This window comes from uncultured Methylophaga sp., assembly GCF_947259025.1.
GTDB lineage: Bacteria > Pseudomonadota > Gammaproteobacteria > Nitrosococcales > Methylophagaceae > Methylophaga.
This window is the reverse complement of the sequence record NZ_CAMYKO010000004.1, coordinates 467,558-491,001: the sequence shown is the minus strand read 5'-3', so window position 1 is coordinate 491,001 and position 23,444 is coordinate 467,558. Positions and strand designations below refer to the sequence as shown.

The window sequence follows — 23,444 nt, the reverse complement described above, 5'->3', positions numbered from 1 at the left end:
TGCGCAAGCAATTACTTCTTAAACTTTAAAGTCTCAGGCGAAAAAAAACCAGCGGGCAGAAGCCCGCTGGTCATTTTCGGTACTATTAAATCAATCCGATTACAGGGTTGCTTTAACAGTTTTGACCACGTTATCGACAGTAAAGCCGAAGTGTTCAAACAGGTCGGGACCTTTAGCAGATTCACCGAAGGTATCGATACCCACAGTGCCGCCTTCCAGGCCGACATACTTACGCCAGAAGTCAGTTACACCCGCTTCAACAGACACACGTTTGACACCTGGTGTCAGGATGCTGTCTTTGTATGCTTGGTCCTGACGGTCAAACACAGTGGTAGAAGGCATGGAAACAACGCGTGCCTTGATACCGTCGGCTTTCAGCGCTTCCTGAGCTTTCGCAGCCAGATCCACTTCTGAACCGGTCGCAATCAGGATAACGTCAGCGTCGCCGCCTTCAGCTTCAGACAGCACGTAGCCGCCTTTACGGATGGCGTCAAAGTCAGCTGCGTCGTGTTTACGACCCGGGATACCCTGACGACTGAACACCAGGCTTGAAGGACCATCGTTACGTTCAATGGCAGCAGTCCAGGCCACGGCAACCTCGGTGGCATCAGACGGACGCCACACATCCATATTCGGGATGTAACGCAGACCGGCAGACTGTTCGATAGGTTGGTGAGTCGGACCATCTTCACCCTGACCAATAGAGTCATGAGTCAAAACAGCGATGGTGCGCTGCTTCATCAGTGACGCCATACGCAGCGCGTTTTTGGCATAGTCAGAGAACATGTGGAAAGTACCGCCGAATGGCAGCAGACCACCGTGCAGCGCCATACCGTTCATGATGGCAAACATACCGAATTCACGGACACCGTAAGAGATGTAGTTACCTGGCTCTTTACCGGAAACGTGTTTGAAACTTGAACAGCTGGTCAGGTTAGAACCGGTCAGGTCTGCAGAACCGCCCAGGAATTCCGGCAGGGTTGGAGCCAGCGCAGAAATGACTTGTTGAGATGCTTTACGAGAAGCCACGCTTGGTGCTTCGTCGTTGATATCAGCGATCATCTTGTCAGTGGCTTCTTTCCAGTTAGCTGGCAGTTCGCCGGCCATACGGCGTTTGAACTCAGCCGCCTCTGCTGGGTATTCCGCTGCATAAGCGTCGAACTTCTTGTTCCATTCTGCTTCAGCCGCTTCACCTTTAGCCTTGGCATCCCAACCTTCATAAACGTCTTCTGGGATAACAAATGGCTCAGCATCCCAACCCAGTTCTTTACGGGTCAGTGCCACTTCTTCTTCACCCAGTGCTGCACCGTGGCAGTCGTGGCTGGCTGATTTGTTAGGTGAACCGAAACCGATAATGGTTTTACAGCAGATCAGAGAAGGCTTGTCTTTAACCGACTTGGCTTCTTCGATCGCTTTATTGATAGCGTCAGAATCGTGACCGTCAACAGAGACTACGTGCCAGCCGTAAGCTTCGAAACGCTTGGCAGTGTCATCGGTGTACCAGCCATCGATGTGACCGTCGATAGAGATGTTGTTGTCATCCCAGAATGCGATCAGGTTACCCAGACCCCAGGTACCAGCCAGCGCGCAAGCTTCGTGAGACACGCCTTCCATCAGGCAGCCGTCGCCCATGAACACATAGGTGTGGTGGTTAACGATGTCGTGACCTGGTTTGTTGAATTGGTCAGCCATCAGTTTTTCAGCCATGGCGAAACCGACACCGTTGGTGATGCCCTGACCCAGAGGACCAGTGGTGGTTTCGATGCCCGGCGCATAACCGTATTCAGGGTGACCGGCACATTGAGAGTGCAGCTGACGGAATGTCTTGATTTGATCCATTGGCAGGTCGTAACCGGTCAGGTGCAGCAATGAATAAATCAGCATAGAACCGTGGCCGTTAGACAGGATAAAGCGATCACGGTCAGCCCATTCCGGGTTGTTAGGATTGTGTTTCAGGTGATCGTTCCACAGGACTTCGGCGATATCCGCCATACCCATAGGCGCACCCGGGTGACCAGAATTCGCCTTTTGTACTGCATCCATACTCAAGGCACGGATTGCATTAGCTAAATGTCTACGTGTAGCCATTTTCTACATTCTCCTATTAAAAAAAATTAAGCCGCTCGCCACTTGATCGAGCAACCCATACTAGGTATTTGATTTTCCGGGCCGTGGCCTGTTTCAGCGACCTGTTTCATTGCTTCAAACAGGTCCCGCCTGACATCCGGCTCTGCCGCCTGCTTGCGGCTGGCATCCAGACGACCACGGTAATGCAGTTGCAGGTCTTTGTTATACCCGAAAAAGTCAGGTGTACAGACTGCCCCGTAGGCCTGGGCAACCTGTTGTGTTTCGTCATATAAATAAGGAAAGGAAAACCCCTGCTGCTCGGCAAGCTTTTGCATATTGTCGAACGAGTCTTCCGGATAGTCATCCACATCATTGGCCATGATGGCAACCGCGTTGATGCCGAGTTGCTTGAGTTCGGCGGTGTCGCGAACCAGTCGATCGAGTACCGCCTGCACATAGGGACAATGGTTGCAGATGAACATGACCAGCAGGCCATTTTCACCGCGACAATCATCCAATGTCCAGATTTTGCCGTCTGTGCCTGGCAGCGAAAAATCGATGGCAGGCTGGCCGAAATCACAGACTGGGGTCTCTAAAGCCATAAACGCTCACTTCAGTTGCTTTTCTCGCGGTTTCAGCTGCAAAAAAACGCATGAAACCCGTTTGGAGTTGAGCATATTACCAGACAATTTGCATAATGCGAAATCAGGCCGCAGACTCAGTCCAACTCGCGCAGGTCTTTGTATCAAGTCAAAAAACCATCGCTGCAATGCATGCCCGCAGCCTGCTGAGATCGCGTTGGTGTTAAGGGCAGCAACAAGCAAAAAAATGTCTGCTGGCGCATAATACTGGCTTTATGGTGATGACGCTGAGACTAGTGTCCACTGAATCCATCAGCCTGCAAGCTGATTAACAGAAATCAGTCGGCGGATGCTTTATTGTTTCGTCCGTTCCACCAGAATTCAACCCAGACAACATTATATATGGCCCGTAAAAAAACCAGCAAAACCACCAAAAAAGCCACCCCGGCCAAGCGCCGGCAACGCCGTAATAGCCCCAAAAACCATCGTGGTTTTATCAGCAAAGCGACGCTGTTCAAAATTCTCTTTACCGCGCTGGTCTTGCTGGGTTTGTTGTTGCTGTTCCTTGATGTGCAGATTCGTCACCAGTTTGAAGGTAAGCGCTGGGCGGTACCGGCCAAAGTCTATGCGCGTCCGCTGGAGCTTTATGCCGGTTCGCCGTTATCAATGCAGGATCTGAAAGTCGAACTGCGTGGGCTTGGTTACCAGTTTGTCAGTCGTGCCTCCAAGCCCGGGCAGGCGGCGTTTTCGGCCTCGCGTGCCATTATTGCCAGTCGCGGGTTTGAGTTCACCGATGGTTCGGAACCCGCCCGGCGACTGGTGCTCGACTTCAACCGCGAAGGCATTTCCGGTATCAGTGACTACCAGGGTAACGAACTGGCCCTGGTGCGTCTGGAGCCGGTGCTGATCGGCGGCATTTATCCGCTCAACAATGAAGATCGCGATCTGATTCAGTTGGAAGATGCCCCTGACAGTCTGGTGGCAGCGCTGATCGCCATAGAAGACCGTGACTTTTATGATCACTTAGGCATCTCTCCCAAGGGGATTGCCCGCGCCATGGTCGCCAATATCAAGGCCGGCGGATTTGTGCAGGGCGGCAGTACACTGACCCAACAATTGATCAAAAACTTTTACCTGACCTCTGACCGAACGCTGATCCGCAAGCTGCTGGAAATGCCGATGGCGATGCTGCTGGAGCTGCATTACAGCAAAGATGAAATCCTTGAAGCTTATCTCAACGAGGTCTATCTGGGGCAGGACGGTTCGCGTGCCATACACGGCTTCGGACTTGGCGCCCACTATTTCTTTGCCCAACCGATACAGGAACTCAAGCTGCATCAGGTGGCCTTGATGGCCGGCATGGTCAAAGGCCCTTCTTATTATGATCCGCGCCGACATCCGGAGCGGGCCACCCGACGCCGGAACCTGGTACTGAGAGTGTTACTGGATCAAGGCCAGATTTCACAGCAGCAATACCAGCAGGCCTCAACCGCGCCGCTGGATGTGGTGAAAAAAGGCACCCTGCTTAAAGAGGCCTATCCGGCCTATCTGGATCTGGTTAAGCGTCAACTTCGTCGTCACTACCGTGATGAAGATCTTAGCTCAGAAGGTCTGCGGGTGTTTACCAGCCTCGATCCGATTGTGCAGAACCAGGCTGAGCAGGCGCTGACACAAACCATCGACAGCCTGGAGCAGGGTTACCAAGGGGTCGACAAGTTGCAGGGCAGTATGGTGGTAACCGATCCGCAGACCGGTGAGGTTATGGCCGTGATCGGCGACCGCAATACTCGTTACAAGGGCTTTAACCGGGCACTGGATGCTCTGCGGCCAATCGGCTCACTGGTGAAGCCCGCGGTCTACCTGGCCGCTTTGGAACAGGGCTACACCCTGAGCTCGCCGCTGGACGACTCGCCTTATTCCTTGTCTTTGCCCAATGGTCAGACCTGGCAACCGCAGAACTTTGATAAACAGTCCCATGATGAGGTGACCCTGATTGAGGGTCTGACCCATTCCTATAATATTTCCACCGCCAGGCTGGGGATGGATGTCGGACTGGATAATGTGATCGATACCCTGGTGCGGCTGGGTGTGCGCCGCAAACTGGATCCTTATCCTTCCTTATTACTGGGCGCGCAGGGTTTATCACCGCTGGAAGTCGCCACTATGTATCAGACTATCGCGGCCAATGGCTTCCAGATGCCGGCCCGTGCTATCCGCACGGTCACCGATAGTGCCGGCGAAGCCTTGTCCAGTTATCCGTTCCAGCTCAAGCAAACCGTTAATGCCGACGATGTTTTCCTGCTGCAGACCGCCATGCAGGAAGTCACCCGCCGGGGTACTGCCGCCAGTATTTACCGCTCTCTGCCTGCCCATATCAATGTTGCCGGCAAGACCGGTACTTCCGATGATCAGCGCGACAGCTGGTTTGCCGGTTTCAGCCATAACCGTCTTGCCGTGGTCTGGATGGGACAGGATGACAACTCACCTTTGCCCTTTACCGGCTCCGGCGGTGCTTTAAGAGCCTGGACCCGGTTTATGGACAATCAGCCATTACAGAGCTTTGATGCCCCGACGCCGGAAGACGTTGAATGGCTGTGGGTAAACCGCGACAATGGCAAATTATCGGCAGCACAATGTGATAATGCCCGGCAACTGCCGTTTGTTGAAGGCACTGCGCCGCAACAGACTGCCGACTGTTATCAGGCCGATGAGGGAGATGACCCGGTGACGCGCTCAATTGACTGGATCAAGGACTGGTTTCAATAAGGAAGGCTTATGCTTTTATCTTCAACACGATTCCTGCTAATGGCTGCATTAATGGCAGTCATGGCAGGCTGTAGTATTGCCCCGACCCAGGCGCCACAACCGCCGGTAGATGATCGCGGTGCCAGCGCCGAGCCCGCACCACCACCTGCTGCCGACCCCGAATCCTCTGAACCTGCCGTGGCTACGCCTCTACCCGACTCGGGGCCTAGCGCTGAACCGGCGCCGTCTTCGCCGCAGCCCGCTCCCAGAGCCGAAAGCAGACAAAAACCCGCGGTGCTGGCCTTGCTGAGCAATGCGGAACAGTCACGGGCACAAGGCGACTACCGTGGCGCCCAAGGTAGTCTGCAACGCGCCCAGCGCATCGATCCCAGAGACGCGGAAGTATACTATTCGCTGGCTTTAACGCATATGGAGCTGGAAGACTATGAGCTGGCGGAGCAGGTTGCACTCAAGGGCGTGTCCGTCGCACAGGGCAATAACACAGAGCTGAAACGCCTGTGGAACCTGCTGGCCAAAATCCGGCTGCGCGCCGGCGATCCCGCTGGCTCACAGGCCGCCAATGACAAGGCTGCCCGCTATTAATTAAGCTTAAAGCGGGTAGTCAGGGGATAGCTTAGGCTCAAAGCCCTAATACGTCCTGCATATCGAACAGACCGCTATCGTGCTGCATCAGCCATTTTGATGCGCGCATCGCACCAAAAGCAAAGGTCATGCGGCTTGAGGCTTTATGCGTGACTTCGACGCGTTCACCTTCGGCGGCAAACATCACGGTGTGATCGCCAACGATATCGCCGGCGCGCACGGTGGCAAAACCAATCGTGTCACGGTCCCGTTCGCCGGTACGGCCTTCACGGCCGTAGACAGCACATTGTTTCAAATCGCGGCCCAGGGCATCGGCCACCACTTCACCCATACGCAAAGCAGTACCGGATGGCGCATCCACTTTATGGCGGTGGTGAGCTTCGACAATCTCGATATCGACATCATCACCCAAAACGCGGGCAGCAATATCCAGCAGTTTCAGCGACAGATTGACGCCGACGCTCATATTGGGTGCCAGCACGGTGGCCACTCTGTCGGCGGCTTCGGTAATGGCCTGCTTCTGCGACTCATCATAACCGGTGGTGCCAATCACCGGCCGGCAGTTGTTCGCCACGCAATGCGGCAACAGGGCCATGGTGACTTCGGGCAAAGTGAAATCAATGATGATATCGCTGTTTTTAGTGGCCTGTTCCACATCGCTGCTGATAGTGACATCAAGTTTACCGACGCCGGCCAGTTCACCGGCATCGGCGCCAATCAGCGATGATTCGGCCCGATCAATCGCGGCGCTCAGCGCCAATCCTTCGGTCTGTTCCACGGCCTGAATCAGACAACGGCCCATTCGGCCGGCGGCCCCGTTAATCGCGATATTGATTGTCATCTGCCTTCCTTCTTACGTTTTGTTATCTCGCCCGCTTTCGAGCCGGTTCAGCCGTCAAGATTACTCAAAAAAACGCTTGACCGCATCCAGCCACGATGAGCGCTTGGGACTGTGCTTGGTGCCACTGCCCTCGATATCATCATCAAATTGTTGCAGCAGTTCTTTTTGTTTCTTGGAGAGTTTGACCGGGGTTTCGATAATGACGCGGCACATCAAATCACCGGTTGCACCGCCACGTACCGAAGTGACGCCTTTACCGCGCAGGCGGAACTGCTGGCCGGTTTGCGTGCCTTCAGGGATCTTGAGACTGGCTTTACCTTCAAGCGTTGGCACTTCGACTTCACCACCGAGTGCTGCAGTGACAAAACCCAATGGCACATCGCAGAACAGGTTGGTGCCGTCACGGGTAAAGACGTCATGGCGTTTGACCGCCACTTCAACAAACAAATCACCTGCAGGCGCGCCATTCATGCCCGGTTCGCCCTCGCCCTGCAGACGAATGCGATCGCCGGTATCGACACCGGCCGGGACTTTGACCGACAGGGTTTTGTGTTCCTGTACTAATCCTTCGCCGTGACAGTCCGGGCAAGGATCTTTGATCATCTTGCCGGTACCGCGACAATGCGGACAAGCCTGTTGCATGGTGAAAAAGCCCTGCTGGATGCGGACCTGACCATGGCCACCACAGGTGGTACAGGTAACTGGTTCAGTGCCTTTCTTGGCACCACTGCCATCACAGGTTTCACATTCGATATTGACCGGGATACGGATTTTCGCCGTGGTACCGGCAACGGCTTCTTCCAGAGACAGTTCCAGCCGGTAACGGAGATCAGCACCACGGAAAGCCTGCTGACGGGCACCGCCGCCACCGAAGATATCGTTGAAAACATCGCCGAAAATATCGCTGAAACCACCGGCGCCTGCACCGCGGCCGAAGCCGCCACCCATGGATTGATCGACGCCATCATGGCCGAACTGATCGTAAGCGGCCCGCTTCTGGCTGTCGGAGAGGATCTCGTAGGCTTCTTTGGCTTCCTTGAACTTGGTTTCTGCTTCGGTGTCATCCGGGTTGCGATCCGGGTGATATTTCATCGCCATGCGACGATAGGCTTTCTTAATTTCGGCTTCAGTCGCCGTTTTCGAGATACCTAAAACCTCGTAAAAGTCTCTTTTGGCCATTGTTGTCATTATCCCAACTTCTGAAACGACAAAACAGGCGCCGGTGTGACCTGACGCCTGTTTGCCTCGTTACGCATACCCCTGTCGGGTATTATTTTTTGTTGTCTTCGTCGACTTCTTCGAACTCGGCGTCAACCACATCGTCGCCTGACTGGGCACTGTCTTCAGCGGCAGCACCTTCACCGGCTTCTGCGTTTTCAGCATAAGCCCGCTCAGCCAGTTTGGCAGACGCTTCGCTCAGCGCCTGAGTCTTGGCGTCGATATCGTCTTTGTCTTCACCCTTAATGGCTTCCTGCAGGGCTTCGACAGCTGATTCGATATTGGCTTTCTCGTCGTCTTCGACTTTATCGCCCAGATCTTTCAGCGACTTATTGGTCGCGTGGATCAGCGCGTCAGCCTGGTTACGGGCGGTGACCAGCTCGTGGAATTTCTTATCTTCCTCGGCGTGGGCTTCCGCATCTTTCACCATTTGCTCAACTTCGTCGTCGCTCAGGCCACTTGAAGCCTTGATGACGATAGACTGTTCCTTGCCGGTCGCCTTATCTTTAGCCGACACGTGCAGGATACCGTTGGCGTCGATATTGAAGGTCACTTCAATCTGCGGCACGCCACGTGGTGCTGGCGGAATATCAGCCAGGTCGAAACGACCCAGAGATTTATTCGCTGACGCCATTTCACGTTCACCCTGAAGTACATGGATGGTTACCGCAGGCTGATTGTCTTCGGCAGTCGAGAACACCTGGTTGGCCTTGGTTGGGATGGTGGTGTTCTTGTCGACCAGCTTAGTCATGACACCGCCCATAGTTTCGATACCCAGGCTCAGTGGGGTTACGTCTAGCAGCAGCACGTCTTTAACGTCACCGGCCAGTACCGCAGCCTGGATAGAAGCACCCAAAGCAACCGCTTCGTCAGGGTTAACGTCTTTGCGCGGCTCTTTGCCGAACATGTCCTTCACCGCTTCCTGCACTTTCGGCATACGGGTCTGACCACCGACCAGAATCACGTCGTCAATTTCCGAGGTCGAAAGGCCGGCGTCTTTCAGTGCCATTTTGCAGGGTTCCATGCTGCGGGTAATCAGGTCTTCGACCAAAGATTCCAGCTTGGCACGAGTCAGGCGCAGTTCCATATGTTTGGGACCGCTCTGATCAGCCGTGATATACGGCAGGTTGATATCGGTCTGCTGGCTTGATGACAGCTCGATCTTGGCTTTTTCTGCCGCGTCTTTCAGACGTTGCAGCGCCAGAGGATCTTTACCCAGGTCGACGCCCTGATCTTTCTTGAACTGTTCTACCAGGTGGTCGATGATGCGTTGATCAAAGTCTTCACCACCCAGGAAAGTATCACCGTTGGTCGCCAGTACTTCGAACTGATGCTCACCTTCGATGTCGGCGATTTCGATGATTGATACGTCGAAAGTACCACCACCCAGGTCATAAACCACAACGGTTGAGTCACCGCGTTTTTTGTCCATGCCGTAGGCCAGTGCGGCCGCAGTCGGCTCGTTGATAATACGTTTGACTTCCAGACCCGCGATCTTACCGGCGTCTTTAGTCGCCTGACGCTGTGAGTCGTTGAAGTAAGCCGGTACGGTCACGACCGCCTCGGTGACTTCTTCGCCCAAAAATTCTTCCGCAGTTTTCTTCATTTTCATCAGAACGCGGGCAGAAATTTCCGGCGGCGCCATTTTCTTATCATTCACTGATACCCAGGCATCGCCGTTATCAGCTTCGATAATTTTGTAAGGCACCATGTCGATATCACGCTGAACGACTTTCTCTTTGAATTTACGGCCGATCAGACGCTTAATACCGTACAGGGTATTGCTGGGGTTGGTGACCGCCTGACGTTTGGCAGACTGGCCGACCAAAACTTCGTCGTCCTTGGTAAAGGCAACGATTGAAGGTGTGGTGCGGTCGCCTTCGCTGTTTTCAATTACGCGTGGCTTACCGTCTTCCATTACTGCGACACAGGAGTTGGTGGTCCCCAGGTCGATACCAATAATTTTACCCATAGTTATCACTCCATCATTCTTATAGCTTGCTGGCTGTTTCTAGCCCTTGACTGATTAATTGGGGGACAAATTGAAAAATTCAAGTCCGCCCGAGGATTTATTGCGCGACCACCACCATGGCGGGGCGGATAACGCGGCCGTTAAAGCTGTAGCCTTTCTGCATCACGCTGATCACGGTATTGGCTTCAGTGCCTTCGGCCGGCTGCATGGACACCGCCTGGTGCAGTTCCGGATCAAAGGTCTCACCTTCCGGGTTGATCTGCTCCAAACCCAGTTTGCCGATATTGCCGAGCAGCATTTTCAGCGTCATATCCATGCCTTCACGCACGGTTTCCAGCGTGGCCTCGTCTTTATGTGCTGCGCTCAGGCCCAGTTCCAGACTGTCGCAGATGGGCAGCAATTCATTGACGAATTTATCCAGAGAATGCTTGTGCGCATTTTCCAGATCCCGAGCATGACGACGACGCATATTCTCCAGATCGGCACGGGCGAGCAGCAGCTCATTCCAGTGCTCATCGGCTTTGTTGCGTGCATCCTCAAGCAGCTTTTCACTGTCCTGTTCAGGCTCAGCTTGTGCTTGCGGCTCTTCAGCATCGTTGACCGCTTCCTGAGTGTCTTCAGGCTTTTCGATTTCTTCGTTGCTCATGATGTCATCATTCCGGTTTGCTTCTAACAGAACCCCAATTTGGGGTTAAAAAAATGGTTTTCAAGGGGAAAAAGTAATTATTAATCAACAAGGCTAAACGCCGCTGTGGATCAGGCCATAGTGCCCTGATGCGATGCCGAGCATCGGAAAATGATTCGGATCAAGCATGACGGCTGTGTGAGCGCAGCGAGTTTCGTCATGCCCGAATTATTTGAGAAGCGCAGGGAACCCGAAGGGCGAGCATGGGCTGCCCTTTTGTTTGGTTCGTTTATTTTGGGCACGCAAAATAAATGAACGCCCAGCGGCAGCGCGATTGCCCAAAAAGATTGGGCGGGGCGGAATCTTATTCAGCAGCCTCGTTAACAGAACCTTTCAACCAGACACAATTGCCATCACTGGCTTTGTTAACTTTCTCCAGCATGGCTTCATGCGCCGCCAGTTCTTCATCTGTGGCTTTCAACACGGTTAAAGGCTGACGTTCCAGCTTGCCCAGATCGGCATCGCTGGTTTTGTCGGATACGGTTGCTGTCTCTTCAGCAGTCAGGGTCAGACTGACCTGACCGCCGGTCATGGCTAAATAGACATCGGCGAGGATCTCGGCATCAAGCAATGCGCCGTGGAGTTCACGGTTGGAATTATCAACATCGTAGCGCTTACATAAAGCATCGAGGCTGTTTTTCTGGCCGCGGTGTTTCTCCCGCGCCATTTGCAGGGTATCAAGCACCGTGGCGATGGTGTCGGTACGGCGGCTCTCACCTTCCAGCTTGGCCAGTTCGTGGTCAATAAAGCCAACGTCGAATGGCGCGTTGTGGATAATCAGCTCGGCGCCATCGATAAATTGCAGAAAGTCCTGGGCGATATCGGCAAACAGCGGCTTATCGGCCAGAAATTCATTGGTAATGCCGTGCACTTCGATCGCGCCGTCATCGATATCGCGTTCGGGATTAATATACTGATGAAAAGTCTGCCCGGTCAGCCGGCGGCCCACCATTTCCACGCAGCCGATCTCGATAATACGGTGATCATCCGCGGTACTGATACCGGTGGTTTCGGTATCGAGCACGACCTGTCTTTTCTGCTTTATATCCGCCATCTCAATTTAACCTGCAATATTTTCTCTGGCCGCCACTGCCAGTTCGTCAGCCCGTTCATTTTCCGGATGGCCGCTGTGTCCCCGAACCCATTGCCAATCGACTTCATGGCCGGCAATGGCCTTTTCCAGCCGTTGCCAGAGTTCGACATTCTTAACCGGCTTTTTAGCGGCGGTTTTCCAGTTACGCTTTTTCCAGCCCGGCAGCCATTCGGTCATACCTTTCATGACGTACTGGGAATCGGTAGTAATCGTAACACGGCAGGGCCGTTTCAAGGCTTCCAGCGAGGCAATGACGGCCATCAGTTCCATGCGGTTATTGGTGGTCTGTTTTTCACTGCCGGAGAGTTCTTTTTCCTTGTCCTGGGCACGCAATATCGCACCCCAGCCACCGGGCCCGGGATTGCCACTGCAGGCGCCATCGGTAAAAATTTCAACGTGTTGCATCTTTGTGTTCTCGGGTCAGGGGTTTATTCACCAGACCGGGCGTAGGAAATAAACGGCGTTTACGCCAGCTTTCCCTGACCGGCGTCAGCGGGATGGTGCGTTTGCAGGCTACCATAACAGAAACGCCGCCCAACCAAGGCCACAAGCGTCGGCCCCAGCGCTCCATGAAGCGGCTGCGCTCAAGCCAGCGGGCGTGTTTGAGGGGCGGTCGGAAGAAAATTTTGTGTTGTTCTACCACTTCAAAATTAAGCAAAGCCAGCCAGTCGCGAATCCGGGTCTGGCTGAAAAACATACCATCCCATGGTGCCTTATCCTGCCAGGAAAGCAGTCGCCGTAACCCCCAGAGGCTGAACGGGTTGAAGCTACAAAGGATCAATTTACCGTCTGCCGCCAGTACCCGTTCGGTTTCGCGCAATAGCTGGTGCGGGTCACGGGCCTGCTCCAGAACATGCAGGATCAGCATATTGTCTATACTATGAGACTTAAACGGTAGCGCTTCTGGATTGGCGTTGATATTGCCCGATGCTGAGACCAAGCAATGGCTGGCGGCGCGTTTAGCGGCAGGCAGACACAACTCATTACCGCCCAGCTGGAGGTAGAAATAGCCAATCAGCGGCGTATTCAGCTGGCTGATGATGTCACGCTCGCTGGCCAGCAAATGTAGTCCCGGTGGCGATTGCCACCAGTTTTCCATTTCCCTGCCGTTATGCTGATTCATGTTTTCGTCCTATGGGAGGTTTTATGCTCAAGGTTCATGCGGTACCGGCATTTAAGGATAATTATATCTGGCTGGTTCAGTCTGAAAACAGCCGCAAAGTGCTGATTGTCGATCCCGGTGATGCCGATCCGGTTCTCCAGCATCTTAAGCAGCTTGAGCTAACACCTGCCGCAATCCTGATCACCCATCATCATGCCGATCATGTCGGCGGGGTCAGCGACTTGCTTGAACGCTATCCCGTGCCGGTATTCGGTCCCGCCAGCGAGACGATTCCGGCGCTTACCGATCCACTGACAGAAACCGAAAGCCTGATGGTGGAACCGGACTTTCCGCTGTTTAAAGTCATCGACACACCGGGCCATACTCCGGGCCATATCTGCTACCTGACGGAAAACAAACTGTTTTGCGGCGATACCCTGTTTGCCGGTGGCTGCGGCCGCTTGCTGGGAGGCACGGCGCCAGCGTTGTTCCAGTCTCTGCAAAAGCTGAAACAATTGCCAGCCGATACTGAAATCTATTGCGCCCATGAATACACACAGGCCAATCTGTGTTTTGCGAATGCCGTTGAAGCCGATAGCGAGGCGCTGCAGCGGCGTATTCGCAAGGTAGAGCAATTGCGCGATGCCCAAAAGGCAACGGTTCCATCGGTGATGAGTGAGGAACTGGCCACTAACCCGTTTCTACGCAGTGATCTGCCGCAGATAAAAAAGGCGGCCGAACAATATGCCGGCCGCCCTTTGCTGAATGACGAGGCGGTATTCACCGCACTGCGCAGCTGGAAAGACGGCTTTTAAAGCCGTCATCCGCTACACAATAAATCAGTTTTCCGGTTTATCCAGGTGCACATCCATTTGCGGGAATGGGATGGAAATACCGTTTTCGTCAAAGGCCAGTTTGATGGTTTCAATCAGCTCTGAACGTACCGGCCAGTAATCATCGGCATTGACCCAAGGACGCACGTCAAAATTGACACTACTGTCAGCCAGTTCCGACACACGAATCACTGGTGCCGGATCAGCCATCACTTTCTCATGACCGGTCACAATTTCAGTCAGCAGGTTTTTGGCCTTGAGCAGATCATCGCCATAACCAATGCCGAAACTCATATCAATACGGCGGGTATCACGGGCCGAATAATTGGTGATGGTGTCTGAATAGATTTGCCCGTTAGGCACAATCACTTCGCGGTTATCACCGGTTTTCATAATGGTGTTGAAGATGCTGATGTGTTCGACAATACCCATCACGCCAGCGGCATCAACGAAGTCACCGATTTTGAACGGGCGGAACATGACCAGCATTACACCGGCGGCAAAATTCTGCAGAGAATCTTTCAATGCCAGACCGACAGCCAGACCAGCAGCACCCAGTACAGCAATCATTGAGGTGGTATCGACACCCAGCTGATCCAGCGCAGCAATCAACACAAACAGCATCAGTACCGCATTGGCAATGACGCTGAGGAAATTAATCAGCATCGGATCCAGGTTGGAGCGCACCATCAGTTTGCGCGACAACTTGACCAGCCATTTCACCACCACGCGACCGACCAGAACGATCAGGGCGGCATACAAGATATTCATCAGCCAGAACCCGACCAGGCTTGTAGTTTCCATATCAACTCCTCTTTGCGATAGTTTCGATAACTTCTTTTACCAGAGACGGTCCCTGGTAAATCAGGCCACTGTATAGTTGCACCAAAGCAGCCCCGGCATCCAGTTTCGCCAGGGCATCCTCAGCTGACATAATTCCACCTGCCGCGATGATCGGCAAGTCTTCCGGCAACTGCGCACGGAACTGGCGGACAATCTCGGTCGATTTTTCAAATACCGGCGCACCACTCAGACCGCCCGCCTCATCGGCATTGGGCAGCCCCTCAACATCCTCACGCGACATCGTGGTATTGGTAGCAATCACGGCATCGATATGATGGGTGCTAAAGGCCTGCGCCAGTTGCTGTACTTCCTCTTCACTCAAATCCGGCGCCACTTTGACTGCCATGGGCACATAACGCTGATACTGTTCGGTGAGCTTGGCCTGCTCCTGTTTCAATGCTGATAAGAGCGCATCCAGCGACTCGCCAAACTGTAACGTACGCAGCCCCGGCGTGTTGGGCGAAGAGATATTGATGGTCACGTAATCGGCGTAAGGATAGACCCGATTGAGCCCCAGCAGGTAATCATCAACGGCGTTTTCCACCGGGGTGTCAAAGTTTTTGCCAATGTTTATGCCAATCAGACTTTTACTATCCGCGGCCCGTACCTGCTCTACCAGGTGTGCCACACCCAGATTATTAAAGCCCATTCGATTGATGATGCCCTGCGCCTCCGGCACCCGGAACAAACGTGGTTTGGGATTGCCGGGCTGCGGTCGCGGCGTGACCGTCCCCACTTCCACAAAGCCGAAACCCAAAGCTGACATCGCCTCGATATAATCACCGTTCTTGTCCAGGCCCGCGGCCAGGCCTACGGCATTGGGAAACTCAAGCCCCATCACCCGGACCGGCCGTGCCGCTATCTTGTGATACAAGAGCCAGGACAATCCGGTCATCTCCATCAGCTTGAGCGCATTGAGTCCGAGGTGGTGGGATTTTTCCCCGTCGAGACGGAACATCAGGTTCCGCAATAAGCGATAAAGCTGTTTCAAATCTCCATCTCCACTTGATAGCCACTGAATTTACGCATGTTAATCACGCCTTTATCAAATATCAGGTACTGGCCCTTGATGCCCTGCAACTGCCCGGTGATTTCCGGCGTTTTATCAAAGTTTAACGATGAAACTTTGGCTGGGTATTGTTCCACCGGGTAAGTTATTGTCTGCATACTTTCGGCAGGCAACAGCCTGATAGCATCATCGCCGAACTGCTGTTTAAGCTCTGCAACCTGAGCTTCACACTGGGCCTGCAGCCGATCACGCTCGGCGGCCAGGTCCATGGGCTCAGCCTCGCCTTTGAGCATTTTCTGCCAGTCAGTGCGGTCAGAAACATGGTCTTTAAACAACACTTCGACAAGCCCTGACTGGTAACGGCTCTTCACCCGAAAAATGGGAAGGGCCTGAGTCGCGCCCTGGTCAATCCAGCGGGTCGGGATCTGGTTAATACGGGTAATACCGACTTTCAGCCCCGAACTGTTGGCGAGATAAACAATGTGATCCTGCATACACACCGATTCACCCCAGTCCGGTTCGCGACAGGTGCCCTGTTCAAAGTGGCATAGCTCAGGTTTTACAAAACAGATATCACAGCGAGCCAGGCGCTGGGCACAGGGGAAGCAATAGCCGCCGCTGTAGCTTTTCCTGGTTTTGCGGTTGCAGTAAAGGCAGTTGATCTCACCCAAAAAGCGCAGGGTGAATTGTTCGCCCAGCAGCGGATTCATCGCCATCTGCTGCTCCCCCAGCCGCATTGCATACTGTGCCTGATTCTCCTCCAGGGAGACGGCCATCTTGGTCAGCTGTCCGCTGATTACTGTCACGATTTACCTCGGTATTAGCTTTAACTGGGCTATGTTAGCGCATGCCGCCGGGCAGTTCACTGGCTTTGGGTTGTCTCGTCGATAATACGGATGGGAAAAGGCTCAGTCACCGAGCCGGTATAGAGCGAACGGTGCGGGAACGGAATCTCGATGCCTTCGGCATCGAAAGCTTCCTTGATTTCCTCGTGAATGCTGTTTTTGAGATCGATAAAGTTTTCCCTTTTGACCCAGACCGAAAACTGCATATCCAGTGACGATTCGCCAAAACCCAGAAATACAAAAATGGGCTTGGGCTCGTCCAGACACAGGGGGTTAGCGCCGGCCACCTGTTCCAGCACCTGACGCACATTTTTAATGTCTTCCTTATAGGCCACACCAATCGCCAGATCGATGCGTCGGATCGGAAAGCGTGTCAACGTGGTCACTTCCGATTTAATCAGCGTCTCGTTGGGAATGCGCACAAAAAGATTATCAAAAGTGCGCAACTTCACTGACAGCAAGTCAATCGACAGTACCTCACCGGTCGTGGTACCGACCCGGATCAAGTCCCCCACTGAGAACGGTCTTTCCGCCACCAGGAACAGTCCACTGATGATATTGGAAGCCGAGGTTTGCGAAGCAAAGCCGATAGCCACTGATAAAATACCGGCGGCGCCAATCAGCACGCCCAGATTGAAACCAATGGCATTCAGCCCCATCACCACAAACACCAGCAGCACCAGATAAGTGGCAACCCGTGCCATTAACAGCTGACGGTGAACATCAAAGCGGTGTCGGCTCCAGCGCTTGATGCCGCGACTGGCAAGACGCGCCAGAATCAGACCCACAATAAAATAGATCAAGGCTTCTGCAATCGAGGTCACCAGAGCTGCATCAATTTTTGCCAACCATTCATTCATGCTGTGTTCTCCTCAACCGAACAGGGCGGAAATCGCCTTGGTGATCTTGCTGCGGCCGATATCCTCGCGGGCACCGCAAACCAGCGTCAGATCTTTTTCATCCAGTCCGCCACTCATCACTTCATCAATACTGAGGATGGCATCCTCGTTATCGCGACGAACCAGCGTGATCCTTGGTGTCCACAACTGGCCCTGCTGATCGGCATAAAGGTTCAGGTTGGGTGCCGGCACACTGATTTTATCGAGCGTTAATTTTTGATCGGATTGATTCTGGATTCGTACCTCTATTGCTGCCCGCGCTCTGTTGTTGGCGATGGGAATGACGTCCAGTTGTTCGCTGACCTGAGAGGCATAACTGATCACCCCTTCACGGGTGTTGGGCCCGAACCAGGAATCACAGACACGAACCGTCGGAATATCCAACACAATATCCTCACTTTCACTGGTTCCCAGCTTGATCCAAAGCGGCAGGCAGACAAACAGGGTGACTTCCTGAAATGGCAGCAATGTGACTGACACTTCCGGTCTGCACACCACCGGCCGGTCGGCCAGTGCTGGCTGCACAATCATCGCCTGAGGCAGCGACTCAAACACAAAGCGCTGTTCGTTTTCCTTATCGGCCTCTTTTTCGACCTGCTCCAGCACCGGCAGGAACTGATTGACTTCATTTTGCCACTCATAACCCAGCCACCATTGATGCGAGCGAGCTTTTATATGCAGACACAAGTCAGCACAGCGCAACAGACGCTGTCCTTCTGCGGCCAGCTCAAAGTGGCCCCACCAGTTTGTTGTTATTTCCGACATGAGACTAATGACATTATTGTTAAATAAAACAAAGACAGACGCTTTTCCCTTCCTTATAATAGCTCGAATTATGCAAAAAAATGCCCTTTTCAAATCAGGGCTGGTAGCAGCCACAATGTTACTGGTCGCATCATGTAGCAGCACGCCGGACAAGGCCGCTGAGACGACGCCGACGCCGCCGTCGGTCAAAGCCAGTAAAGCGGAAAAAGCCCAGGCACAAAACTGGCGTCCACAGCGCAAAAAACAGGCTCATGCAGCTCACAAACCAGACCTTGTTGCGCCCCGTAAAGCAAGCAAACAAGACCCGGCTCCCGAAGAGATTACCGATGTCTGGGACCGTATACGCAGCGGCTTTCAGATTTCTGATTATGAAACCTTACATGCGGATACCCAACAACACCTGCGCTGGTTTATCGATCACCCTGCTTATGTTGACCGGGTTGTTGAACGCGCGCGCCCTTATCTTTATCACATTGTAGAGGAAGTGACTAAACGTGGCATGCCACTGGAAGTCGCTTTGCTGCCGGTCGTTGAGAGCGGATTCAAACCGCATGCGTATTCTCCCAGTCATGCAGCCGGGCTCTGGCAGTTTATACCCGGCACCGGTAAAGTCTATGGCCTGGATCAGAACTGGTGGTATGACGGCCGCCGTGATGTAGTGCAGTCAACCCGCGCTGCGCTCGATTACCTGGAAAAGCTGCATAATGACTTTGGTGACTGGCAGTTGGCGCTGGCAGCCTATAATTGTGGTGAAGGCACGGTTGGTCGCGCCATAAAACGCAACCAAGTGGCAGGCAAACCCACCGACTTCTGGTCTCTGGATCTGCCCAGAGAAACCTCTGCCTATGTGCCCAAGCTGATGGCCGTCAGTCATATGGTGAAATTTCCCGAGCGCTATGACATCAGCCTGAGCCCGGTGGATAACAAAGCCTATATCGGCGTTGTTGATATCGGCTCACAAATCGATCTGGCTGTGGCTGCGGAAATGGCGCAAATCAGCGAAGATGAGCTGCACCAACTCAATCCGGCCTTCAACCGCTGGGCCACGGCCCCTCACGGGCCTCACCAACTGGTGCTGCCGTTGGATAAAATTGAAGGCTTCAAACTCGCCTTGGCTGAACTACCTGCCAATAAACGGGTGCAATGGGCGCGGCACAAAATTCGTCGCGGTGAGTCGCTGAGCGTCATTGCTACCAACTACAACACCACGGTGGCAGTGGTGAAACAAGCCAACAACCTGCGTAATAATCAAATCCGCGCCGGCCATCATCTGCTGATCCCTGTCGCCTCAGGAGAGTCCGGCAGGCTCGCCGCAGTCGCTGAACCCGCTCAGGGTGAGGGGCAAAAGCAGGTTTATACCGTTCAGTCAGGCGATACCTGGTGGGATATTGCCCGTCAGCATGGTCTCGACGTGCAAACCTTAGCAGACTGGAACCAGAAGACCGCTCAGGATACGCTGCAACCCGGCCAGCAACTGGTGTTGTGGTCGCAGCCCGAACAACGTAAATCAGTCAGTTACACCATCAAAAACGGTGACTCACTGTGGGCCATCTCGCGTAAGTTCAATGTCAGCGTGGCCCAGGTTCGTGAATGGAATGGCCTTAGTGACCGCGCTATGCTTCAACCCGGCCAGAACCTGAGGCTGTACCTCGAAGAAACCTGAGACAGCGTGCTGCATATCGCCTTGTTCGAGCCGGAAATCCCGCCCAATACCGGCAACATCATTCGTCTCTGCGCCAACAGCGGTGCGCGTCTGCATTTGATCGAACCATTGGGTTTCGACGTCGATGACAAAAGACTGCGCCGTGCCGGACTGGATTATCATGAGTTTGCCGACGTAGAGACTCACCAGGACTGGCCGACGTTCCTCCAATGGCTAGACCAACGTCGGGTGTTTGCCTGTACCACCAAAGCTCGTCAGCACCATCACCAAGTGCAATACCGGGATGAGGATGTCCTGTTGTTCGGCCCTGAATCACGTGGCCTGCCTGGTGCGATCCTTGACGAGCTGGAGGATGAGTATAAGATCCGCATCCCCATGCTGCCTGACAGTCGCAGCCTCAACCTGTCTAACGCCACCGGCATTATTCTTTACCAGGCGTGGCAGCAACTGGGTTTTCCCGGTGCCCGTACCGCTGATAGTTAAACCGGCACGGCCTTAAAGCCTCTCAGCCCAGTCTGAATGCCTTGTTAAAGGTGAATGAGTTTATGTGGCCAGACAGGCCATTGAGGGAGCGTATTCGGCGGGTCAGAATCCAGCCGCGCTTCAATCAGACTAAAGCGCGGCTGAAAACCGGATGAAGATTCAGTCAGCGATAAAGTTACCCAGACTGCGTGGCGCTTCAGCGACTGGCCAGCGGCTGGTCTCTTTGCGTTGCTGTAAATCAATCACTGAGACATCGTTACTGAACCAGTTGGTAACATAAGCATGCTCGCTGTCTGCGGAAACAGAAACACTCTCCGGCATCTCTCCAACTTTGATGCGGGCAATTTCCTTGAGGCTTTGCTGGTCAAACAACCACACGTCGTTACTACCCTGGTTGGCCACTAACAGATGTTTGTTATCCTGACTAGTGGTGACACCATAGGGCTTATCACCCACCTTCAGCGTAGTTTTGACCGTATATTCCTCGGTTTCAATAACAGTTAACGTATCGTCCTGAATACCGGCCACGAAAACCTGCTGGCCATCTTCACTGACAGCCACTGCATAAGGCGCTTTGCCTGTTTTTACCTCGGCATACTGATCCGGCGTATCGGCATCCAGCACCGTCACACTGTCGGATTCGCGGTTTGCGATATAAAGCCGCCGGGCTTTGCTGTCGAGCGCAATGCCAGCCGGTTTGCTGCCGACCGCCAGCAGGTCGACCACCAGCATTGATTCGGCATTAATCACCAGCAGCGCATCACGCTCCCAGTCAGTGACAAAGACCTGACGCTTACCCGAGTCATCGACCACGATGCCGAAAGGCTGACCACCGGTCTTGATCTCACCGATTTTTTCATAGGTTTCACTGTCGATAACCGTGATCAGGCCTTTTTCCGGATGTGTACTGTAAATGCGATGACGCAAGGGATCGTAAGCGACGCCCACAGGCGCAGCCGCAACCGGAACAGTCGCCAGCGTCTTAGCCGTTTCAACATCGATGACAGAGACCGTATCCACCGCCTGGTGACTGAGGATGGCCCTCTCTGCTGCCAACGGCAAAGCCGTCAGCAGCAGCATCGCAGAACAAATGTTTCGCAGAACCGGCTTCACTTACTTATGACCTTCAAGCTGGGTTTTCAGTGATTCCATTCCGGTCGTGGCAAATTCTGTCATCGCAGCCACTGCCGCTTCATCGCTGTAGTGCTCAGGCGGAAAGTTACCGGTATCGGCGCGGTAGAAACGACCTTTCCAGTTCATTTCAGTGCCTTCAGCCCCTTCTGACAGCTCAATACTGACACTGTAAAAGCTCACTGGAAAGACTTCGATATCTTCTTCATAAAGACGATAGCTCATGCTGTACGCATCGGCATTCATATCATCCAGGCTTTCCGTGATATTGCCTTTGTCCTTGAGCGTCAGGATACGGGTACCTTCCTCGGGTACTTCCACCTTTTCCACCATTGGATGCCAATCAGCAATAGTGCTGAAATCACTGACCTTGTTCCACACTGCATCAACCGGCGCAGAAATCACCACTGTTTCATCGATTTTCTGCGGCGTAGGGCCATGTGCGAAAGCCAGACTGGTCAATGCGATTTGACCGGCCACGAAGACGGTTGCCAATTTCTTCATTCTTTACCTCTTAATTTATGATTTGATGCTTATTGGGGTTGGCGATTGGTGTGACCCAGGGTTTCAACCGCATCATTGACGATGCCGATCTGGGTAAAACGGTAAACCTTGTCTGAGCTGCCTTGTTGAACCAGATCGTGGTAGACCCAGAATTCAACGGTGCCGCCCTGGTTTTCCTTTTTCACAATGGAATCCGGTTCACCCAGTTTGGTCTGGATATACTCAGCATTCTTGCCGGCGAACTCTTTGAGAAACGGCAGTTCCTCATAGGTCTGCGCAGGGTTTTGCTGTGCAAAAGCCGAGGCGCTGACTGTCAGTGCCAGCAGGAAAAAAGTGGAAATTAATTTCATTCGTTTGTCCTCTCGTTGATAACTTAATCATCCTACGCAGGCCTGGGATTTCAGGGTTAGAGAGTTATCCGCGGATTTGCTCAGGACAGGCTCACTTTTGCTAGCGTGAAATTCTCCCGTTATGCCTCGCCCCCCTGTATTGATAGCGGTGACTGGTTAATACTCTCGTTTTTGACCGCTATGCAATGAGGCTTATGACAGCGTCCGACCAGACAAACCCCGACACCGGATCGGCGGCACAGCATAAGACCAGCAAACAACAGCGGGTCTATGCCGATGCCATCGTGGTGCTGTTAGTGACGCTGACCACTTACCTGGTCGCCGGCTACTTCGAGCTGGCCGAACGTTATATCGACTGGACGGCGCTTGGGGAAATCTATCAGCTGGATGAAATTGTCTTTGTGTTATTGGCGGGCTGCCTGGGACTCATCTGGTTCAGTATCCGCCGTCAGCGCGAGCAGGCAGCGACGCTGCAGAAAAATATCACGATGCAGCAGGCACTGCGTGAGACCAACAACGATATCAGTCGTCTGCTACAGGAAAACCAGGCACTGATTAATCATATGACCGAGGTGCGTGAGTCCGAGCGCCATTACCTCGCCACCGAATTGCATGATGTCTTCGGTCAGCATCTGGCGGCGATGGATGCCAATCTGACCGTCGCCAAGCATCTGGCCTCCGGCAATAATGAGAACTTTCAGCAAGTGCTGGATTCGGTGATCAGTAGCACCACACATTTGCGTGAACTGACACGCAACAAGCTGCGGCAGCTCAAGCCCCCCTCACTCAACAGCATCGGCCTCTCGGGCGCGGTCCGTGAACTGGTCAGTGACTGGCAGCAAACCTACGATGATATTGAGATCGAGATGGATATTGAGCTTGACGATCAGCAGCCCTGCGAAGCGGTGTCGCTTGCGATCTACCGGGCCTTGCAGGAAGGCCTGGTCAATATTGCTCGCCACGCGGAAGCCAGCATGGCGGAAATACGGCTCTGGTCCAGCCAGGAAAACGCTAGTGCGATGGTCAACCTGACTCTTAAAGATAACGGCCGTGGACTGCCCGAGCAGCAACAGAGTCCCGGCAGTGGCTTGGGACTGGTTGGCATCCGCGAGCGCAGTCATGCGCTTGGCGGCCGATTCGAGATCGGCAATCGCAAGCCCAGAGGCGCGCAGTTGACCATCACCCTCCCTTTTAACTCCTCAAACTGAAGCG

General features: G+C 53.5%; 23 protein-coding genes. 6 read left to right on the top strand and 17 right to left on the bottom strand.

Annotation, left to right across the window (positions count from 1 at the left end):
* Nucleotides 1-99: 99 nt before the first annotated feature.
* Both tkt and Q0X64_RS05660 read right to left on the bottom strand, forming a co-directional pair.
* Entirely contained in the window at nt 100-2,088 is a 1,989-nt protein-coding gene (gene tkt, locus Q0X64_RS05665) for a transketolase (RefSeq protein WP_297809683.1), read from the bottom strand.
* A gap of 26 nt (nt 2,089-2,114) precedes the next feature.
* Complete coding sequence (locus tag Q0X64_RS05660) at nt 2,115-2,669, bottom strand: thioredoxin family protein (RefSeq protein ID WP_297809680.1); 555 nt, start codon at nt 2,667-2,669, stop codon at nt 2,115-2,117.
* Nucleotides 2,670-3,050: 381 nt separating this feature from the next.
* On the opposite strand from Q0X64_RS05660, the gene mrcB reads away from it, so the two are divergent.
* Entirely contained in the window at nt 3,051-5,414 is a 2,364-nt protein-coding gene (mrcB, locus tag Q0X64_RS05655; RefSeq protein ID WP_297809677.1) for a penicillin-binding protein 1B, read from the top strand.
* A gap of 9 nt (nt 5,415-5,423) precedes the next feature.
* Complete coding sequence (locus tag Q0X64_RS05650; RefSeq protein ID WP_297809674.1) at nt 5,424-5,996, top strand: tetratricopeptide repeat protein; 573 nt, start codon at nt 5,424-5,426, stop codon at nt 5,994-5,996.
* A 37-nt stretch (nt 5,997-6,033) separates the two neighbouring features.
* Here the strand turns inward: Q0X64_RS05650 and dapB are convergent, their stop codons facing one another.
* The 7 genes from dapB to Q0X64_RS05615 form a co-directional block, all read right to left on the bottom strand.
* On the bottom strand, nt 6,034-6,837 hold the full coding sequence (dapB, locus tag Q0X64_RS05645; RefSeq protein WP_297809671.1) for a 4-hydroxy-tetrahydrodipicolinate reductase: 804 nt from the start codon (nt 6,835-6,837) through the stop codon (nt 6,034-6,036).
* A 60-nt stretch (nt 6,838-6,897) separates the two neighbouring features.
* Entirely contained in the window at nt 6,898-8,016 is a 1,119-nt protein-coding gene (gene dnaJ / locus Q0X64_RS05640) for a molecular chaperone DnaJ (RefSeq protein WP_297809668.1), read from the bottom strand.
* 91 nt (nt 8,017-8,107) lie between these two features.
* Nucleotides 8,108-10,027 (bottom strand): molecular chaperone DnaK, encoded by a 1,920-nt coding sequence (gene dnaK, locus Q0X64_RS05635; RefSeq protein WP_297809666.1) that lies wholly within the window; start codon nt 10,025-10,027, stop codon nt 8,108-8,110.
* Between the two features lie 97 nt (nt 10,028-10,124).
* Complete coding sequence (gene grpE, locus Q0X64_RS05630; protein ID WP_297809663.1) at nt 10,125-10,673, bottom strand: nucleotide exchange factor GrpE; 549 nt, start codon at nt 10,671-10,673, stop codon at nt 10,125-10,127.
* Between the two features lie 343 nt (nt 10,674-11,016).
* Nucleotides 11,017-11,766 (bottom strand): DNA polymerase III subunit epsilon, encoded by a 750-nt coding sequence (dnaQ, locus tag Q0X64_RS05625; protein WP_297809661.1) that lies wholly within the window; start codon nt 11,764-11,766, stop codon nt 11,017-11,019.
* A 6-nt stretch (nt 11,767-11,772) separates the two neighbouring features.
* Nucleotides 11,773-12,210 carry a ribonuclease HI gene (gene rnhA / locus Q0X64_RS05620; RefSeq protein WP_297809658.1) on the bottom strand — a complete coding sequence of 146 codons (438 nt, stop codon included), beginning with the start codon at nt 12,208-12,210 and terminating at the stop codon, nt 11,773-11,775.
* Nucleotides 12,197-12,928 (bottom strand): methyltransferase domain-containing protein, encoded by a 732-nt coding sequence (locus Q0X64_RS05615; RefSeq protein WP_297809655.1) that lies wholly within the window; start codon nt 12,926-12,928, stop codon nt 12,197-12,199. Before Q0X64_RS05615 ends, rnhA begins: the two co-directional genes overlap by 14 nt.
* A 23-nt stretch (nt 12,929-12,951) precedes the next feature.
* Between Q0X64_RS05615 and gloB the strand changes: the two genes are divergently transcribed.
* The gene (gloB, locus tag Q0X64_RS05610) at nt 12,952-13,722 is read left to right on the top strand and encodes a hydroxyacylglutathione hydrolase (RefSeq protein ID WP_297809653.1); all 771 of its coding nucleotides are present in this window, start codon (nt 12,952-12,954) and stop codon (nt 13,720-13,722) included.
* Nucleotides 13,723-13,746: 24 nt separating this feature from the next.
* Here gloB and Q0X64_RS05605 read toward each other — a convergent pair whose 3' ends face one another.
* From Q0X64_RS05605 to Q0X64_RS05585, 5 genes are all read right to left on the bottom strand, one after another.
* The gene (locus Q0X64_RS05605) at nt 13,747-14,544 is read right to left on the bottom strand and encodes a mechanosensitive ion channel domain-containing protein (RefSeq protein ID WP_297809651.1); all 798 of its coding nucleotides are present in this window, start codon (nt 14,542-14,544) and stop codon (nt 13,747-13,749) included.
* Between the two features lies 1 nt (nt 14,545).
* Nucleotides 14,546-15,574: a quinone-dependent dihydroorotate dehydrogenase gene (locus Q0X64_RS05600; RefSeq protein WP_297809649.1), complete on the bottom strand. Its 1,029-nt coding sequence runs from the start codon at nt 15,572-15,574 to the stop codon at nt 14,546-14,548.
* On the bottom strand, nt 15,571-16,368 hold the full coding sequence (locus Q0X64_RS05595) for a DUF2797 domain-containing protein (protein ID WP_297809891.1): 798 nt from the start codon (nt 16,366-16,368) through the stop codon (nt 15,571-15,573). The genes Q0X64_RS05600 and Q0X64_RS05595 overlap by 4 nt, the downstream gene beginning before the upstream one ends.
* A gap of 86 nt (nt 16,369-16,454) precedes the next feature.
* A complete protein-coding gene (locus Q0X64_RS05590; RefSeq protein WP_297809647.1) occupies nt 16,455-17,297 on the bottom strand; it encodes a mechanosensitive ion channel family protein in 843 nt (280 codons plus the stop codon).
* A 12-nt stretch (nt 17,298-17,309) separates the two neighbouring features.
* Entirely contained in the window at nt 17,310-18,101 is a 792-nt protein-coding gene (locus tag Q0X64_RS05585) for a hypothetical protein (protein WP_297809645.1), read from the bottom strand.
* Between the two features lie 115 nt (nt 18,102-18,216).
* On the opposite strand from Q0X64_RS05585, the gene Q0X64_RS05580 reads away from it, so the two are divergent.
* Entirely contained in the window at nt 18,217-19,764 is a 1,548-nt protein-coding gene (locus tag Q0X64_RS05580) for a LysM peptidoglycan-binding domain-containing protein (RefSeq protein WP_297809643.1), read from the top strand.
* Nucleotides 19,765-19,770: 6 nt separating this feature from the next.
* On the top strand, nt 19,771-20,247 hold the full coding sequence (trmL, locus tag Q0X64_RS05575; protein ID WP_297809641.1) for a tRNA (uridine(34)/cytosine(34)/5-carboxymethylaminomethyluridine(34)-2'-O)-methyltransferase TrmL: 477 nt from the start codon (nt 19,771-19,773) through the stop codon (nt 20,245-20,247).
* Between the two features lie 159 nt (nt 20,248-20,406).
* Here trmL and Q0X64_RS05570 read toward each other — a convergent pair whose 3' ends face one another.
* The 3 genes from Q0X64_RS05570 to Q0X64_RS05560 are packed head-to-tail and all read right to left on the bottom strand — an operon-like array spanning nt 20,407 to nt 22,232.
* The gene (locus tag Q0X64_RS05570; protein ID WP_297809639.1) at nt 20,407-21,327 is read right to left on the bottom strand and encodes a YncE family protein; all 921 of its coding nucleotides are present in this window, start codon (nt 21,325-21,327) and stop codon (nt 20,407-20,409) included.
* Between the two features lie 33 nt (nt 21,328-21,360).
* Entirely contained in the window at nt 21,361-21,882 is a 522-nt protein-coding gene (locus tag Q0X64_RS05565; protein WP_297809637.1) for an SRPBCC family protein, read from the bottom strand.
* 29 nt (nt 21,883-21,911) lie between these two features.
* Nucleotides 21,912-22,232: a hypothetical protein gene (locus Q0X64_RS05560; protein WP_297809635.1), complete on the bottom strand. Its 321-nt coding sequence runs from the start codon at nt 22,230-22,232 to the stop codon at nt 21,912-21,914.
* Between the two features lie 194 nt (nt 22,233-22,426).
* Between Q0X64_RS05560 and Q0X64_RS05555 the strand changes: the two genes are divergently transcribed.
* Nucleotides 22,427-23,440 carry an ATP-binding protein gene (locus Q0X64_RS05555; RefSeq protein ID WP_297809633.1) on the top strand — a complete coding sequence of 338 codons (1,014 nt, stop codon included), beginning with the start codon at nt 22,427-22,429 and terminating at the stop codon, nt 23,438-23,440.
* Nucleotides 23,441-23,444: the final 4 nt, after the last annotated feature.

What these genes read in the sequence shown, in the direction of transcription:
- tkt (WP_297809683.1), bottom strand. Translation starts at nt 2,088, where the DNA reads ATGGCTACACGTAGACATTTAGCTAATGCAATCCGTGCCTTGAGTATG.
- Q0X64_RS05660 (WP_297809680.1), bottom strand. Translation starts at nt 2,669, where the DNA reads ATGGCTTTAGAGACCCCAGTCTGTGATTTCGGCCAGCCTGCCATCGAT.
- mrcB (WP_297809677.1), top strand. Translation starts at nt 3,051, where the DNA reads ATGGCCCGTAAAAAAACCAGCAAAACCACCAAAAAAGCCACCCCGGCC.
- Q0X64_RS05650 (WP_297809674.1), top strand. Translation starts at nt 5,424, where the DNA reads ATGCTTTTATCTTCAACACGATTCCTGCTAATGGCTGCATTAATGGCA.
- dapB (WP_297809671.1), bottom strand. Translation starts at nt 6,837, where the DNA reads ATGACAATCAATATCGCGATTAACGGGGCCGCCGGCCGAATGGGCCGT.
- dnaJ (WP_297809668.1), bottom strand. Translation starts at nt 8,016, where the DNA reads ATGGCCAAAAGAGACTTTTACGAGGTTTTAGGTATCTCGAAAACGGCG.
- dnaK (WP_297809666.1), bottom strand. Translation starts at nt 10,027, where the DNA reads ATGGGTAAAATTATTGGTATCGACCTGGGGACCACCAACTCCTGTGTC.
- grpE (WP_297809663.1), bottom strand. Translation starts at nt 10,673, where the DNA reads ATGAGCAACGAAGAAATCGAAAAGCCTGAAGACACTCAGGAAGCGGTC.
- dnaQ (WP_297809661.1), bottom strand. Translation starts at nt 11,766, where the DNA reads ATGGCGGATATAAAGCAGAAAAGACAGGTCGTGCTCGATACCGAAACC.
- rnhA (WP_297809658.1), bottom strand. Translation starts at nt 12,210, where the DNA reads ATGCAACACGTTGAAATTTTTACCGATGGCGCCTGCAGTGGCAATCCC.
- Q0X64_RS05615 (WP_297809655.1), bottom strand. Translation starts at nt 12,928, where the DNA reads ATGAATCAGCATAACGGCAGGGAAATGGAAAACTGGTGGCAATCGCCA.
- gloB (WP_297809653.1), top strand. Translation starts at nt 12,952, where the DNA reads ATGCTCAAGGTTCATGCGGTACCGGCATTTAAGGATAATTATATCTGG.
- Q0X64_RS05605 (WP_297809651.1), bottom strand. Translation starts at nt 14,544, where the DNA reads ATGGAAACTACAAGCCTGGTCGGGTTCTGGCTGATGAATATCTTGTAT.
- Q0X64_RS05595 (WP_297809891.1), bottom strand. Translation starts at nt 16,368, where the DNA reads ATGGCCGTCTCCCTGGAGGAGAATCAGGCACAGTATGCAATGCGGCTG.
- Q0X64_RS05590 (WP_297809647.1), bottom strand. Translation starts at nt 17,297, where the DNA reads ATGAATGAATGGTTGGCAAAAATTGATGCAGCTCTGGTGACCTCGATT.
- Q0X64_RS05585 (WP_297809645.1), bottom strand. Translation starts at nt 18,101, where the DNA reads ATGTCGGAAATAACAACAAACTGGTGGGGCCACTTTGAGCTGGCCGCA.
- Q0X64_RS05580 (WP_297809643.1), top strand. Translation starts at nt 18,217, where the DNA reads ATGTTACTGGTCGCATCATGTAGCAGCACGCCGGACAAGGCCGCTGAG.
- Q0X64_RS05570 (WP_297809639.1), bottom strand. Translation starts at nt 21,327, where the DNA reads ATGCTGCTGCTGACGGCTTTGCCGTTGGCAGCAGAGAGGGCCATCCTC.
- Q0X64_RS05565 (WP_297809637.1), bottom strand. Translation starts at nt 21,882, where the DNA reads ATGAAGAAATTGGCAACCGTCTTCGTGGCCGGTCAAATCGCATTGACC.
- Q0X64_RS05560 (WP_297809635.1), bottom strand. Translation starts at nt 22,232, where the DNA reads ATGAAATTAATTTCCACTTTTTTCCTGCTGGCACTGACAGTCAGCGCC.
- Q0X64_RS05555 (WP_297809633.1), top strand. Translation starts at nt 22,427, where the DNA reads ATGACAGCGTCCGACCAGACAAACCCCGACACCGGATCGGCGGCACAG.